We start from the raw sequence: 15,716 nt of genomic DNA, 5'->3' as shown, positions 1-15,716 counted from the left end.
ACCTAAAAAAATAAGGCTAAAACCTGAAGACATTCTACTAAAAAGAGCTTCAGATCTTAACCTATTTTAAGACAAACACAAATTTTCAAAAACATGAGTGATATAAAAAAATTAGTAAATGATTTAGTATATAAAGGAGTTAAGGAACTTTGGTTCGATCCTAAGAATTATGAAACAAAAGAAGCGAGCAACAATTATTTTTATTCTCCTTTCTCTTCAGGCTATGTTGGTGATATTGATATCCCGTTCAAAGTAAGACTGCCTTTAAGCTTAAAAGAAAGAGAATTAAAAATCACCGTTGTATACGGTTCAGATACAGGATATATTACGATACAGCCAGGAAAAGAAATCAACTATGATATAAGAATAGATACTCAAGGTGAAGAAATTGAATATATATTAACATATCATTACACACAAAGTCTTACTAAAAAAACGGATATTGCTTTAATTCTCAAAACTTATAATGTTTTTGATTTTATTAATCTCTTAAAATATATTAATATAAAACCAGCGAATGAAACGTTTATCAATGACGAATTCCGGAAAGCATTTTCAAGAGTGGAATCAAGCGACAGCAAACTTAGCTGGCTTTATGAAAATGCGTATCCATCTTCAATAAAGGACAGAAAAGATGAGCAGCTTTGGAATGATCTCCTGAGGCTTTGCCAATATGATGGCGAAAAATGGTTTGTAGATACAGGTTCCGCTGTTATGAATATCGTTCAAAACTTCAGTGATATAAAATGGATTATTGATAAACTGAAAGCTAATCAGGAAATTCTGATGGAGATTTATGAAACAATAAGTGATTATGAAACCAAATCTGCTTTTGCAACTATTGTCAATGCTTTTATCATATTGGAAGGGAATAATCTTCATAAACCCGTTTTTTTGAAAGGCAGTTTATATCGTCTTAACAAGTTTACACCTGCGGCAGAGAATAAACTTTTTAGAATTACAAACCAAAAATTAGTTTCCACAAGGGTCATAGCTTCTAATATGGGAGCTGTTACCTCGCAAAACTTTGTAACTGTAGAAGATGCAAACCTCAACCCCTGTGATTTGGTGATCATTGAAGATACTGATATGAAAACGTCTTTAATAAAGCCTGTAAAAGCAGCACCCAATGCCGCTATTATGCTTTATTATATGGTAGATCATGCAAATCATGAGGAATTAGTAAAAATGGTCCGTATTACATTAGATGTAGCGGCTGTTTTGGCAGCAGCCTATTCAGGAGGAGCCTCTTCCGTATTAATAAGATTTGCGGAAGCAGGATTAGCTCTTACGGATATTGTGATGATGGATGAAGGGATACGTAAATTCCTATCGGAAAACGGAGGAGAATGGTTTGTGGAAAATTGGGATACTATTTACCTGATGGCGGGTTTAGGCTTTTTAAGTAAAGTAATAATTAACGGCATTCTTACTAAAGGTCCAGCCTTATTAGAGTCTTTAAGAAATGCAAAGAATATTCCCAGAAATTGGGTTCTCTTTAAAAGAGATTTAGAAAAGCTTATTAAAGAACTGGAAGACTATGAAGCAAGACAGGCTGCTATTGTTACTAATGAAATAGATGAAGTAGTAATAAAAGGAGACAGATATGCATTATGGAGAAAGATTCTTAATCTTTCCTCCTCTCAGGAAAAGTATCTTGAACAGGTAGTAAGAGAACTTCAGTTTAAAGGAATTTCACTGAAAAAAATTGCTGAGGAATCATATGAAGTATTTTATAATGGGGAAAAACTAAAAGTAGGTTCCAGCCAATCTTTGGGAAAATTATTACAGAAACTGTATTTTGTTTCTTCAAAAAACTTTGAAAGAGTTTTATATAGCTATTTTATTTCTGTAGAAGAAAGCATGGTTTTTATTGATGATGTGGCAAAAGAACTCTCAAAAAATGGATTGGGAGGTTATACCCGGGACATACAAAACCTGCAAAGAGATGAATTACTTATTGTAAAAACAGGAAATACTACAGAAACAGGTTATACAGTACTTTATAAAGGAGAAGAAATAGCGGCTGAAGTTTCAAAATCTCCAAAGGAAGCTTTTAAAAGGCTCATCGATAAAACCAAAAATATATGGAATAATAAGGGAGATATCCTTGCAGACCAAATGAAAAAGCTGCTTTTGCTCGTGAAGAAAAGCAAAACAATGGTCAACACATCTGCCAGAATAGGTGAGCAGGCCACAACTGAAACGATACAATGGGGAACCGTAAAAATGAAGCTGCATCCAAAGTTTGATGAGATGATGCAGTTTTTAAAAGAAAGAAATATAAAAATTGTAGAAATTACAGATATTACTCAGGATGTGGGATATACTGAAAAGTTTGTATTTACCCGGCAGCTGGAATTGGTGAGAATAGATAAAATTATAGAATGGCATCCCGAAATGCGTTTCCTTGATCTTGAACATGAGATAGACCATATTATCCAGTTAGAGAGGAATTTACAGGGAAAATATGCGACAGCAACGGAAATTATTAGAAGACCAGGCGTAGAAGTTCCACAAGATATGCCAAAGATGGGGTACTTAACAATAGTTGAAAGAAACTTTTTGGAATATGAAGTACGCATAAAAGAAGTGCTCAGACTAAAAGCAAATGGTGCACCAAAAGAGCTTATAAAAGAACATTTGGAAGGATTAAGAGACGCTTATAATACTTTTGATAATTCTAAACCTAATTACATTGGAGATAAATTAAAATATAGTGAATGGCAAAAAAAGCACTTTCCTGATTTTAATGAATTTGATTTTAATAACTTTATCTACTAAATTTTAAAACATGAATGAAAATAAATTTTACAATTATAAAATGGTAGTATTGTTTGGAAATAATTTCGGAAAAGGGCTTTATTCTAAGAATATGATAATGATTAGATTTTATGAAAGGGACTCTATTATTTTTATCCCTTCTTATGATACCAGTAAATACCCTTTTCCACCTTTAAACAAAGAGATGGATTACGTGGGTCCCAAAATAGAAGACAGAGGGACAAAGAGAAGGATAAAAGCTTTTACGGAAGCGCCTGTTATATTTTTTGAAGATAATAAAAGAGCAGGGAAGCATTTCAAACTTGAATATGAATATGATAAAGAGGGTTTCAGTGGAAAAATATATCACAATAAATATTTTCACATAATTTTTTGTGTAGATTCAGAAATGTACAAAAGGTTATATCAGACTTTAAGAAAAGATTTTTTTGAGTATCCTAGTGGGCATCGTTTTAATAGGGAAAACTCTATTCATAATGAAGCTTTACAGTTTATAGAAGAAAAATTGATATCATTTAAAAATGAGTTACCTGAAGAGTTTAGCAATAGGGTTTTTAGGAAAGATGAAAAATATGAGTGAACACGGATTTTATAATTATAAGCTAATAGCAATGTTTGGGAACAATTTAGGGAAACCTTATTCTAAAAATATGGTATTGATTCAATTTTACGAAAGAGATTCTATTTTGTTAATCCCTCATTATAATACGACTAAATATCCTTTTCCTCCGTTAAACGAAGAAATGGACTATATTGGACCAGAGATAGAAGACAGAGGGACTAAGAGAAGGATAAATGCTTTTACCGAAGCACCTGTTATATTTTTTGAAGACAATGAAAGAGCCGGAAAAAATTTCAACCTTGATTTTGAATATGATCTTGATAATTTAGATGGTAGAATTTCACATATCAAAAAACGTCATGTAGTTTATTGTGTAAATTCTCAAACATACAAATGGCTGTATCAGACTTTAAGAAAAGATTTTTACAGCCATCCATCTGGATATCGCCATAATAGGGAAAACTCAATTCATAATAAAGCTTTACAGTTTATAGAAGAAAAATTGGTATTACTAAAAGACGAGTTACCGGATAGATTTAGGGATAAAATTTTTAGAAAAGAAGAATAAATTATAGAGGGCATTTTTATGCTCTCTTTTTGTGTCGAAAAAGCTTACATTTAATTCTGAGCGATGAAAAATGAGCATTTTCCTGATTTTAATAACTTTATCTACTAAATTTAAAAAACATGAATGAACAAAGATTTTATAATTATAAGTTGAGTATGACTTTTGGAAATCGCTTTGGAAAGGGATATTATTCTAAAAATATGATTCTGTTTAGATTGTATGAGAGAGATTCTATTATTTTTATCCCTTCTTATGACACCAATAAATATCCTTTTCCACCTTTGAACGAGGAGATGGATTACGTGGGCCCGAAAATAGAAGACAGAGGGACTAAGAGAAGGATAAATGCTTTTACCGAAGCACCTGTTATATTTTTTGAAGACAATGAAAGAGCCGGAAAAAATTTCAACCTTGATTTTGAATATGATCTTGATAATTTAGATGGTAGAATATCACATATCCAAAAGCGGCATATTGTTTATTGTGTCAATTCAAAAACATATAAATGGCTGTATCAGACTTTAAGAAAAGATTTTTTTGAGTATCCCAGTGGACATCGTTTTAACAGGGGAAATTCTATTCATAACGAAGCTTTACAGTTTATAGAAGAAAAATTGGTATTACTAAAAGATGAGTTACCGGATAGATTTAGGGATAAAATTTTTAGAAAAGAAGAATAAATTATAGAGGGCATTTTTATGCTCTCTTTTTATGTCAAAAAGATAAAATGTAAGTTGAAATTTGTTTCTGTTAAAAAGAGAGGATAGAATATATGAGTAATCTCAAATTTTTTACTGGTGTTATCTTCAGCAAGTAATAATATGCAACATACATTTCAAGCCACCTATTGGGTGGTTTTTTTATTGTTGAAAAAAAATATTAAAATATTTTTATACGTCAAGTTCTGTCGCTTCCGTGATGGATATTTGCTTCAAGAAAAAACACAGCGTATGAAACTAGACTTAAAAATTCCAGGTGGACATCTTTTGCCGGAAACCACCTAAAAAAATAAGGCTAAAACCTGAAGATATTCTACTAAAAAGAGCTTCAGATCTCAACCTTTATAAAAACCAAAACAAAATTAAAAAATGGAAGCAATTAATCAAAATAATAGCTCACAAACTTTATTCAGATTTGCGACGATGCGCAGCGCAGAATTGTCTGATCCAGAGAACAGAGAAAAAAGATTTATTTTCAGAAACTATCTAAGACAAAAGGGAGTAATTGACCCACGAGTAGAAGCTGGGGAATCTTTGAAAAACGTCTGTGAAAAGATCACAGGTTTAACTATAGAAACAGAAGCATCATTAAAAGCTAAAAGTGTACAATTTTATGAATTGTCAGTTTGGGTTGCAAAGAATAAAGCAAAAGCAACCAAAGAGGAGTTCGATGCTAAAATCAAAACTTATAAAGAGACTCCAAAACCTATCGTTGTAATAGATTCTAATATTTGGGATAATCTTATTTATCAGGTGGTCACCCAAAAAGATTTTTACGCAAAAGAAACATTAATTCAGTTTCTGCATCTTGACCATATCCTGTCAAATTATGACGGAAATACTCAGGAGCAGTATGAAGACATTATAAAAGCCAAAGTAGTTCTCCCTAAAGAACTTTTTAAAGCGAAAACAAATTCAATGTCTAATGCAGCTGTTTCAAGAGAAGAAAGCAGCCCGCAGAATATTCCTCTTAATAATAGCGCTCTTAAGTTTGCAGAAGCAACAATAAACCTTAAGGGAAATGTAGATCTTAAAAAAGCGCTAGAGAAAATTGAAAAAAATTATAGAAAAGAATATGGAATAGCCTATAATAAGGCGTATGAAGAATATAGTGAAAGTGTAAGACCTGAACAGGCGAGATATGATGCTCTTGTTAAAGAACAGGAATATCAAAAGGAAATTTTCCTCGCGGCAGAGAATCATGAAGCGTTATCAGGTCTGAAATACGTTTCGATTCCGGAAGTTCCTAATTTCAAATTTAATTTTCGTCCAGAAATTGAAACAGAAGAGTTATTAAGAAATGTAAACCAGGAAAATATTGAAGCTCTACATCGTATATTCAATACTTCTGATCTTACTAATGCCCTCAATGATATTTCTACATTTACAGAGCTTTTCCAAACCATTGAACAAAATAATCAGCTATTACAGCAAACTATTTTAAATAATGTAAACCTTAATCCGCAGATTTCCACAACAGTAGGAGGGGTTGTTGTTCCTGTAACCCAATCCTTAAATACGCAGGAAATTTCTTTTACAGCAGGGACAATACGTTGGGGTATGGGGCTTGGAAGCCATACTATGTATCTGACAACTGATATTAATGATCCGAAACATATCGTAAGTGGGATTTATAATATAAAATCATACGATCAGCAGCTTTTAGCAAATGGGACTTTAGCGTATACTTATGATGCCCCTAATGTGACTACTTTATTTAGTAACGGAGAGGATATTCCAAATAATATTGTGGAAAAACAGGAAGTTTTGTTATTAGAAGGAGAAGTTGTTCTTAATGATGGACTTACATATGTTATGAATGGGAAATTATTGTGGACAGCAGATAGAATTAATAGATTTCAAGGTACTGGAACATTTACATTAAAAGAAAAAGTAATAACAGGCGGAGAAGGAGGAGGAAACGGAACTCCCACAAATACGGATGATATTTTTATTCCTTCGGGATTTGGAATGAAAAATATAGGGATTGCAGATTACCGAAAGGTAGAACAAAGTACCTACTGTTATGTAGAAGGAGATGTTTCACACATCGAAAATATTATGGCAAGGGAGTATAGAGAAAAATCTTCACGACGATTAAAAAGAAGTGAATCCCAAACTACCAAATCTACGGAATCTGAAAAAGAGAAATTGACGGATACTACTTCTACGGAAAGAAATGAGATGCAAAGCGAAATTTCTAAAGTACTTCAGGAATCTAAGGATTTTGCAGCGCAGGCAGGATTTAATGCATCATGGGGAGCGGGAGCAAAGTATATGCTAAATACTGCTGCCAACTATGCTACTCATAGTTCCAAAGAGGAAAGTAACAGACAGGCCGTTACCGAGGCTAAAGATGTTACCGCCAGAGCCCTGGAAAGGATTGTTACCAAAGTGAAAGAAGAACGAATTGATAAAATCCTTGAGGAATATGAGGAAAACAACAAACATGGTTTTGATAACACCAAAGGCAGCAACCATGTCGTAGGGGTATATCGCTGGGTGGATAAAGTAGTCAAAAACCAGATTTTTAACTATGGAAAGAGAATGATGTTTGAGTTTATGATTCCGGAACCTGCCAAATTACATTCATTAGGAATGAAGGTAAGTAATGTTGTTGAAAATCAATTGGTAAAGCCTATTGATCCGAGAGAATCTGCCGGGATGCAGATCAAAGACTGGAGTGCTCTGGCAGATTCCACAAAACTAAAATATTGGCTGGGTTATTACAATGTTGAAGTTGATGAAAGACTGGAACCAGTTGTGTATGTAGGAAAATCCATTGATTACTCTTCCACTGAATCAAAACAAGCGTCTTCAAAATCTGACCTTATTGCGATCCCGGAACATTATATCACTGAATCTTATGTTGTTAAAAGCAGTAATTCATTCCCAGGCTACAATGGTTGGGCAAGTGGAGCAAGTTTATTGGTAGGAGGAGATGGTTCATCCAATGCATTTTTAAAATTTGTGAGGGAGGTTCCTATTACTATTGCGACAACAAATGCCCACTATTTCCATGCGACGGTTAATATCAAATGTGTATTGCAGGAAGAATATAAAAATGGCTGGCTGCAGAAGGCATTCAATAAAATTATTGAAGCCTATAAAGTGGAGTTGAGCAAGTATGAAGCTGCCTTGGCAGATGCAAAAGCTGTAGGAGCTCAGATCAAAGGATCTAATCCGGGATTCTATAGAAAAATTGAAAATACCATTTTAAGAAGAAACTGTATTTCCTATATGCTGAACCAAAGTCCTGATGCACTTCTCACTTTTGGTAAAAAAAGATATTATACCAATGATAATGCTTCTACAGAAACTTTTCAGAATACAGACATTAAGGTGGATGAAAAACTGGATCAATATGCTGCATTTATCAAATTTATGGAGCAGGCGTTTGAATGGGAAATCATGAGTTATTATTTCTACCCCTATTATTGGGGTGAAAGAAAATCATGGGCAGATTTATATCAGTTTGATGATAATGATCCTACGTTCAGAGCATTTATGCAGTCAGGTATGGCAAGAGTTATTGTTACGGTAAGACCAGGATTTGAAGAAGCAGTGAGACATTTCCTTGCTACAGGACAAATCTGGAACGGAGGTGAAGTCCCTGTTATTGATGATCCTTTATTCTTATCCATTGTGGATGAATTACGCTCACCAAAAGTGACAAAAGAAGGAGAGCCATGGAGAGAGAAAATTCCTACTTCCCTTACCATTCTTCAGGCGGGATCTATTGGGCTAATGGTTAAAAAAGCCCTGCCTTGCAACTGTGAACCAGGAGTGAAGTTTGATGATGAACTGGGAGAAATCTGCGGAACCAATTTTGAACCCAATGACAACCTTCTTGGAGTAGAATCACTGGAAGGTCAGAAAGTCATTTCAGGAGACTGGAAATAACATAATTATTAACCTTAAAAATTAAAAAAAATGCCAATTATAGGAAAAATTATACGTGTCAATGAATTGCCTCCCATTGGAGAAAGAGAAGCGAATGCTATCTATCAGGTAGCTGCATTAGGTTCTCCCACTTACACAGATTATGCTGTTGATGAAAACGGAGATTTAAAAACGCATGCCGTTGTTGATGGAACCATTCCCCTGGAATTAGCTGATAGTCATGTCAGTATTTCAAATGCGGATCTTGTAGCAGAAGGAATGGCAAGTCAGGCTCAATATAATATCAAGACACAAGAGAAATTAGCTAAAAAATTAGAAATTCCTCTGACAGATGGAAATGCGCAGGATTATCCTAAAATCATAGGAATGAGTGATAACGGAAGTGTTGCCAAACTTCCGGCAGGTGATTTGGGGAAAAATATAGCCAATTCATCACTTACATCTGTTGTGGGAGCAGGACTGAAATTAGGAGCTAACTGGACGTTAGATACTTCAGGTCTTTATTATTCGATCACAGGCTTGAATGATGTTTCCAATGATGCTACCTTTAGTACTTTCTTATCTCAGAACTCTTCAGGACGTGTAGGTAAAACAAATGGAAAGCAGCCGTTCCTAAGTTTGCCGGGCACTCTTTCCGAAGCAGAGAAAACAGCATGGAAAACAGCAATGAACGGAGGATGGACTACTAATACTATGAGTGTTGCTGTTATTACTCCTCCTGTTGTGGATAAGCAGAATAAAAACTACTGGATCAGCTTAAGAGGAGCCAACCTCAACCTCCCTCCCACATCTTTCTCCATAGATATCATGGATGAAAGCGGCTCTACGAAATTAGCGACTGTTCCTAATTCACAGGTACAATTATATACCAATGGATTAGACCTGACATTCTATTACAACTTTAAGGATTTACCCATAGGACAGTATAAAATAAGACTATGGAATGGAGTCGCTTATTATGTGACACCCCTTACAGTTTCAGTAGTGCAGAATCTACAGATTGTAGATGTATCAGCATTGACATGGACCAAAAAGATTTATAATGATGCATCCAATCCCGACACATTTGGTAGCGGAGGATCAGCTATTTATCAAAGCAACTCTGCTGTAAAAGCTTACAGTACAGATGACCCTGCTATCGTAGCCGCACTTAAATCTTCAAAGCTTAATAATGCCGGAGAAAACTTTTATCTGGAATTTTCTGTCAATTATCAGCATGCAGCTAATATGACCTCAAAAACACAATATGTGGGACTGATGAATAATGCATCGAATGTAGAATTATTGGATCAGACAATTACCCGTTTGAAAACAGTAGGAACACTGGGAAACAGTATAGGATACAGAGTTCATTACCTTAATAATGCAGTAGTGGGTGCTGTTAGTGCAGGGACTACCGGAACCAATGAAACAATCAATGTTATTATTGTTAAAAACGGAACCTCTATGACTGTTTCTATGACTGCAAGGGGAGTTACATCACTGTCCATTATTTCTGCTCCTGATATTGAATACAGCCTGAATATGGCCGTCAACAATATGGGTGGGAATGCAACAACCTCATTAAATATTATCAATTTATACAAATTTTAAAAGCAAAAATTATGAACGAACATTTAATTATACCCGAAAACATTAAGCAAGTTCTTAATACCATCGAAAATATTTCATTAAACCTGGCGGAGCTCCCGCTTCAGGAGCATCCGAAGCTTCCACAATTTCAAAGAAGTATCCGTGTATTGGATATTGACGCCAAATCTGAACAACAGTTCATCAGTTTCAGATATAAGCAGATACTGAAAGACAAGGAAACGGGAGAAGAAATTAATATTTCACTTCCTTCTCCGGAATGGGTCATCTATAAAAATACGTGGAGCTACCTTCGTGACGGAGACAATCATCTTATAGAGCTTCCTGTTGCAGAACCCGAAGGTAATATGAATACCGATCTGGTAAAAGTACCAAGCTATCAGTATATGCTTTGGCTGTTGAAAAATAATAAGACTGGCTTTACTGAGCTTTTGGCTTCTTATCTGGATGAGTTTGTGAAAAATAACAAAGATCAGCTGGATAAGCTTTCCTAAACTTTTTTAATTACTGGCAGGGTCTTAAAGCCCTGCCTTTTTCAAAAAAGAAAAATTATGGAAACACTTGAACTTAAAGAAACCACCAGTAAAGAATGGCGTAAAGAGAATATCATCCGATTAAAAACATACCTCAATAAGAATACTGAGATTGTTGATCCGGTACAGGCACAGTACAAACTTAAAAATGCAAGGCTTCTTCCAGATGAAGAATATTATTTGGAGCTTTTGTTATTGAACGAAAGCCAAACCAAAAAATTCACTGAGAATATGACCACCAAAGAACTTTTTCCTTTGAATGAATTGGAATGTTTAACAAATAAAAACAAAGAAAATGGAAAAACTAATATCTCCACAAAAGCTATTAGAAGATTGGAGAACGGATGATTTTATCAACAAACAGTTTCTGTGCTCGGAACTTCGAAGAAGAAATACTCTTTTCAATTATTATATTTTAGAATATGATGTAAATAATTATGATTGGCATGCAGAACAAACATCAATTAAAGACAATAAAGAAAACATAATAAGATTAAAAACTTATCTCAATAAAAATACAGAACTTGTAGATTTAGTCCAAAGACAAAATGAAATAGAGTTTGATATAGATTTAAATGTAAGAAAACTATATTTCCGGTTAAAATATTTTTTTCACAGAAATGCAGACACTGAAGAACTGCGTAGAAACAAAGCAATTATGCTGGAAACTTTTTCTTATGAAGAGTTTAAAAATTTAATACAATACGTTGGTTACGGTGATTTTGAAAAAGACACTTCATATAATTATCTCGGATATTTTTCTAAAATTTACGAATTCTATTTTAACCAAGCGAGTACTCCGGAACAGTTAATATTTCTTTATACCAATACTCCGGATTTTGTTTTTGAAAGAATAGCATTGGATAACGAAAAGGTGATGCAGCATCTTATCACTCTTACAGAATATGATGATACTGGATTTTTTAGTGGTTGGAAAGACGGAAGTTCTGCCTTGGTAAATATCTTCAAAACTTCTTCTCCCGGTTACATCATGAATCGGTTCAAAAAAGAACCTGAGCTTTGCAACAGGATTTATTATAACCTCGATGATATAAGTTATGTAGATGGAAAACCACAATCTAACCGAATCATTTTTGCCGGAATTATGCGGTCTTTCGCACAACATCACACGATAAAAGAAGATGCGCCAATTTTTAAAATTAAAAAAGGCTATAGAGTAAACACTAAAGTTAACGAACTTTCGGGAACTATTTTAGGATTATTTGGTCAGTCTGATGAGGAAACATTTTTTCTGCAACAACAGCAGGAACAATACATTGAAGAAGAAAATTACGTAACAGATGATCTTGGGGTAAGTACAATTGCTAAAAGCAGCACGCAAGAAACAATATACAAAGACTTGGACGAAGGAAGGCAATTTTTGCCATTAGAAATGGTGTATCTTGAAGAAGAGTTTGATGGGATTACTACGATTACGAAAGTTCCGGCAATTTATGTAAAAGCTTTAGCAGATGCAGAAAAGTGGGCAATAATAAACGATAGATTGCGTATTGCAGCAGATATTGCCGCTATTATTCTGGGAGTAGGAACTCTTGCTACTACAGGAAACCCGTACCTGTTATTAGCTGCCGCTGCAGATCTTAGTTTGGCATTACCGGATCTTACCATACAGGCATTCCGGGAAGAGATAAGAAAACTTCCCGGTGGAGAACAGTTTCTGAAAGACTGGGATCTTATCTATGGAGTTGGCGGAGCTATTGTAGCTGCACCACAGCTTATTGTTTCTGTTTACAGGGGAATTTTTGTATTGCTGCCCAAAGCTGCAAAAAATGTACAGCAGGGTTTGAAAGCTTCTGCTATTTCCTTATTTTTGGATTTAAATGCAGGGCGTTTTGAACGTAGTCAATTAAAATTTTTGCAAACGTCAGAATGGGTAACTCCAAGTGGCGGTTTTTTTGATAATATTTCTGGAATCAGACTAGAAAATGTAGGTGCAGCTTTTATAGAAATTGTTAACGAGACAGGTAAAGCGAGCAAACAGGAGTATATGCTCATATATAGAGGTTTGCCTGTGGCAAAAGGCAATAAGTATATAAAACCCTATTCCGAACTTATGCAGAAGGTAAAACAGGCTACCTATAGTGAAGAGAAGCTTGTAAATGTGCTTGAAGAAGCTCTTGATGATACATGGAAATATTTTCCTAAAGAGCAAGCTTCAGGAAATAAATATGGCACTAAAGATTTGGAAAGAATTTATACTACAGGTTCAAAAAAAGAATTTGAGAAAGGTGTATTGTATCTATCAGAAAAAGAGCGTGAAACTTATGAAATATTTGTTCAACATGATAAAATTGTAGACATTGATGGGAATTTGGTAGATACCCACGGTAGTATCTCTATTTTAGAGGATGGGTTTCCTGCGGAAACAGACTATGCTATTTTTGTTATGTCGGAAGAGGGAAAACTTTATTTATCTAAAAATTATGCTTATGGTAAATTTCACCATTCTACATTTTTGGCAGGAAAACCCGTTGCTGCTGCTGGAGAAATGGTAATAGAAAAAGGGATTGTTAAAATTGTAACCGATGGTAGTGGACATTATCAACCGCCGTTAGATATGGTAAAAAAGAATTTACTAAATGAATTATGGCAAAGAGGTTATCTAGGATATACAAACAAAGAAGAAAACATTAAGTTTAATCACGGGTTTTAAAATATATTTTATGGATCAAAAATTAATATTAGATGCGATTCATGCTGCGGTATGGAGAAAAAGAGTAAGCCAAATTTATACACATAAAGATATGTATAAGTTTGTAACTGGAGACATTGATTTAAGCAATCTAAAAATTGATATAGTTTTAAAAAATAAAGAAATTTTTGAGTGGATAATAAAGCATCCTGAATATGATTATAAAGGATTATTAGAATCTTCAAACACAAATGAGGATCTTTTTAGGTTTTTTACTATATATTATGAAGATATTCTTTTTAAATTAAATAAATATCTTAGCGGAGATTATCTAATCAAATTATCTGAAATAGAAAATATGTAAATACATGGTCGTCCGCATAAGTTGTGAGACGACCATCTTCTATTATTCTCTATCTACCTGTATAAGAATAAAGTCCTTTATTTTGAGATTTGAATAGCGCCGTGTTTCAAAGGAAAGATCTTCGTATGTTTACTCCAACAGAATGGGTAATCCCAAGCGCAGGGTTCTTTTCAAAAACATCGGAATGTGATGCATTGATACAAAACGGGGCATTCTTTATGGAGCTTGATGCCGCTGCTATTATGGAGAGTATCGGAAAAAAAGGAGGTGTTAATCCTGATGTCATAGGCTCAATAAGCAGTAATAGAAGAATTGCTTTGGTGTATAAAGGTGAGATCATCGCTCAGGGAAGCCGTTACGATAAAGCGTATCAGAAAGTTTTGCAGGATATAAGAAAAGTAAGCTATAGCTCAGAGAAAGTTGGAGAAATTTTGGAGGAATTAGTTATTTTGAAAAATCGTACAAAACCAAGTAAACCTAAAAATACTTTTGCAAAACCTACAGGAATAATTACCAGAATGCCTAAAATATCAGATGATGCAACTAGAATATCATTGGAGCTAGAAAACGAAGCAGCAGAAATTTTAGCAAAAAATGGATTTGATGTAGAGCAGAATCCTAAAGTATCTGAAACATTGAAAAATCCTGATTATAAAATTGAAGGTAAAATTTTTGATTGTTATTCTCCTTATAAAAATACAAATGTGAGGAATATTTGGTCTTCCATAGAGAAAAAAATTAAAGAAGAGCAAACCAAAAGAATTATATTAAATCTTAAAATTTGGGAAGGAGATATAAATAAACTTCAAAATCAGTTTTCAAATTGGACTATTGAAGGTTTGGAAGAGATAATCTATATAACAAAAGACGGTAAAATTAATCATTTAAAAATAACAAAATAAAATGGGACTAACATATAATATACAATTTAAAAGAAAATTAGAACAAAAGCAGGAATTAACAGACCTTATTAAAGTACAAGATAATTCACTTTTCTTAATATCTAAACTCTATGATTCTACTTTCGGGAGTGTGAACGGAGATTTTGATGGTGAGGTGATTGATTTGGAATTTGCAGGGGCTTCTTATGTTTCATTTGATGTTATAAAAAAACATGCAGGTTCAATATTATTAAGAAAATCTGTATTACAAATGGTTCATAAAATCACTAATGAAATTTATCCTAACGAAGACTATTATTTAATTTTTAATGGTGATTATATCTTTGAAAAAAGAGAAAATGGTATTGTAAAAAGGAATAGCAACAGTGATTTTTATGAAGGACTAGATTAAATTGAAAAAATAATTATAACGGCAGCCATGAGTTGCCGTATTTTGTTTAAATACTATACTCCCCGCTGCCGCACGATTGTATCGTGTGGCTTTTGTTACCAACTTTCTCAAAAGTTTTTATCTTTATAAAAACATAAAAGATGAGCAGAAACTACAAATTTCATAACCCTGAAGGACTATACTTTATAAGCTTCGCTGTAGTAGGCTGGTTAGATGTTTTTATTAGAAATGAATATAAAGAAATTCTTTTAGAAAGTTTAATGTTTTGCCAAAAGAATAAAGGATTAGAAATACACGCATGGTGTATTATGTCAAGCCATGTACATTTAGTTTTTCGAAGCACACAAGGGCAAAAACCAGAACTTCTTATTGGTGATTTAAAAAGATTTACAAGCAAGGCGGTTATAAAAGCTATCAAAGAAAATCCTCAGGAAAGCAGAAAAGAATTTCTGCTGAATTTTTTTCTTCAGGAAGGTGCAAAAGCATCCAATGTAAACCAATATCAGTTTTGGAGACATGACAATAAACCAATTGAACTTTGGAGCAATCATATAATCATGCAAAAAATAAATGATGTACATCAAAACCCTGTTGAAGCAGGGTTGGTTTTCCGTGCAGAAGATTACAGATATAGTAGTGCTGTAGATTATTCTGATGAAAAAGGACTTTTGGATAATATTGTTGTTTTTAGAATGTTTGGCTTGTGAGAAGACCACACGAAAGGATTCGTGCGGCAGCGAGGGATTT

13 protein-coding genes are annotated in these 15,716 nt (G+C 33.9%); all 13 read left to right on the top strand.

Annotated features, from left to right (window positions below; genetic code table 11):
• Window positions 1-93 precede the first annotated feature (93 nt).
• The 13 genes from ACODR7_RS12240 to ACODR7_RS12180 all read left to right on the top strand — a co-directional run bounded on the left by ACODR7_RS12240 (window position 94) and on the right by ACODR7_RS12180 (window position 15,676).
• On the top strand, window positions 94-2,784 hold the full coding sequence (locus ACODR7_RS12240) for a hypothetical protein (RefSeq protein ID WP_488839342.1): 2,691 nt from the start codon (window positions 94-96) through the stop codon (window positions 2,782-2,784).
• 10 nt (window positions 2,785-2,794) lie between these two features.
• The gene (locus ACODR7_RS12235; RefSeq protein WP_488839340.1) at window positions 2,795-3,364 is read left to right on the top strand and encodes a hypothetical protein; all 570 of its coding nucleotides are present in this window, start codon (window positions 2,795-2,797) and stop codon (window positions 3,362-3,364) included.
• The gene (locus ACODR7_RS12230) at window positions 3,357-3,914 is read left to right on the top strand and encodes a hypothetical protein (protein ID WP_488839338.1); all 558 of its coding nucleotides are present in this window, start codon (window positions 3,357-3,359) and stop codon (window positions 3,912-3,914) included. Before ACODR7_RS12235 ends, ACODR7_RS12230 begins: the two co-directional genes overlap by 8 nt.
• Window positions 3,915-4,033: 119 nt before the next feature.
• Entirely contained in the window at window positions 4,034-4,594 is a 561-nt protein-coding gene (locus tag ACODR7_RS12225) for a hypothetical protein (protein WP_488839336.1), read from the top strand.
• Between the two features lie 408 nt (window positions 4,595-5,002).
• Entirely contained in the window at window positions 5,003-8,536 is a 3,534-nt protein-coding gene (locus ACODR7_RS12220) for a hypothetical protein (RefSeq protein ID WP_488839334.1), read from the top strand.
• Window positions 8,537-8,566: 30 nt separating this feature from the next.
• On the top strand, window positions 8,567-10,129 hold the full coding sequence (locus ACODR7_RS12215) for a hypothetical protein (RefSeq protein WP_488839332.1): 1,563 nt from the start codon (window positions 8,567-8,569) through the stop codon (window positions 10,127-10,129).
• Between the two features lie 11 nt (window positions 10,130-10,140).
• Window positions 10,141-10,620 (top strand): hypothetical protein, encoded by a 480-nt coding sequence (locus ACODR7_RS12210; protein WP_488839331.1) that lies wholly within the window; start codon window positions 10,141-10,143, stop codon window positions 10,618-10,620.
• Window positions 10,621-10,677: 57 nt separating this feature from the next.
• Window positions 10,678-11,007 carry a hypothetical protein gene (locus ACODR7_RS12205; protein ID WP_488839329.1) on the top strand — a complete coding sequence of 110 codons (330 nt, stop codon included), beginning with the start codon at window positions 10,678-10,680 and terminating at the stop codon, window positions 11,005-11,007.
• Window positions 10,955-13,333 (top strand): hypothetical protein, encoded by a 2,379-nt coding sequence (locus ACODR7_RS12200; RefSeq protein WP_488839327.1) that lies wholly within the window; start codon window positions 10,955-10,957, stop codon window positions 13,331-13,333. Before ACODR7_RS12205 ends, ACODR7_RS12200 begins: the two co-directional genes overlap by 53 nt.
• A gap of 10 nt (window positions 13,334-13,343) precedes the next feature.
• Window positions 13,344-13,676 carry a hypothetical protein gene (locus ACODR7_RS12195; RefSeq protein WP_488839325.1) on the top strand — a complete coding sequence of 111 codons (333 nt, stop codon included), beginning with the start codon at window positions 13,344-13,346 and terminating at the stop codon, window positions 13,674-13,676.
• A gap of 218 nt (window positions 13,677-13,894) precedes the next feature.
• A complete protein-coding gene (locus ACODR7_RS12190; RefSeq protein ID WP_488839323.1) occupies window positions 13,895-14,578 on the top strand; it encodes a CdiA C-terminal domain-containing protein in 684 nt (227 codons plus the stop codon).
• A 1-nt stretch (window position 14,579) separates the two neighbouring features.
• Window positions 14,580-14,969, top strand: a complete 390-nt coding sequence (locus ACODR7_RS12185) for a hypothetical protein (RefSeq protein WP_488839321.1) — start codon at window positions 14,580-14,582, stop codon at window positions 14,967-14,969.
• A gap of 140 nt (window positions 14,970-15,109) precedes the next feature.
• A complete protein-coding gene (locus ACODR7_RS12180; RefSeq protein ID WP_488839319.1) occupies window positions 15,110-15,676 on the top strand; it encodes a transposase in 567 nt (188 codons plus the stop codon).
• Window positions 15,677-15,716: the final 40 nt, after the last annotated feature.

This window comes from Chryseobacterium sp. FG46 (assembly GCF_057809135.1).
The sequence above is the reverse complement of the archived record's forward strand: the minus strand, read 5'-3'. Positions and strand labels throughout refer to the sequence as shown.

Coding starts and splice junctions, on each gene's coding strand:
- ACODR7_RS12195 (WP_488839325.1), top strand. CDS start 13,344: ATGGATCAAAAATTAATATTAGATGCGATTCATGCTGCGGTATGGAGA.
- ACODR7_RS12230 (WP_488839338.1), top strand. CDS start 3,357: ATGAGTGAACACGGATTTTATAATTATAAGCTAATAGCAATGTTTGGG.
- ACODR7_RS12215 (WP_488839332.1), top strand. CDS start 8,567: ATGCCAATTATAGGAAAAATTATACGTGTCAATGAATTGCCTCCCATT.
- ACODR7_RS12200 (WP_488839327.1), top strand. CDS start 10,955: ATGGAAAAACTAATATCTCCACAAAAGCTATTAGAAGATTGGAGAACG.
- ACODR7_RS12190 (WP_488839323.1), top strand. CDS start 13,895: ATGGAGCTTGATGCCGCTGCTATTATGGAGAGTATCGGAAAAAAAGGA.
- ACODR7_RS12235 (WP_488839340.1), top strand. CDS start 2,795: ATGAATGAAAATAAATTTTACAATTATAAAATGGTAGTATTGTTTGGA.
- ACODR7_RS12205 (WP_488839329.1), top strand. CDS start 10,678: ATGGAAACACTTGAACTTAAAGAAACCACCAGTAAAGAATGGCGTAAA.
- ACODR7_RS12240 (WP_488839342.1), top strand. CDS start 94: ATGAGTGATATAAAAAAATTAGTAAATGATTTAGTATATAAAGGAGTT.
- ACODR7_RS12180 (WP_488839319.1), top strand. CDS start 15,110: ATGAGCAGAAACTACAAATTTCATAACCCTGAAGGACTATACTTTATA.
- ACODR7_RS12225 (WP_488839336.1), top strand. CDS start 4,034: ATGAATGAACAAAGATTTTATAATTATAAGTTGAGTATGACTTTTGGA.
- ACODR7_RS12210 (WP_488839331.1), top strand. CDS start 10,141: ATGAACGAACATTTAATTATACCCGAAAACATTAAGCAAGTTCTTAAT.
- ACODR7_RS12185 (WP_488839321.1), top strand. CDS start 14,580: ATGGGACTAACATATAATATACAATTTAAAAGAAAATTAGAACAAAAG.
- ACODR7_RS12220 (WP_488839334.1), top strand. CDS start 5,003: ATGGAAGCAATTAATCAAAATAATAGCTCACAAACTTTATTCAGATTT.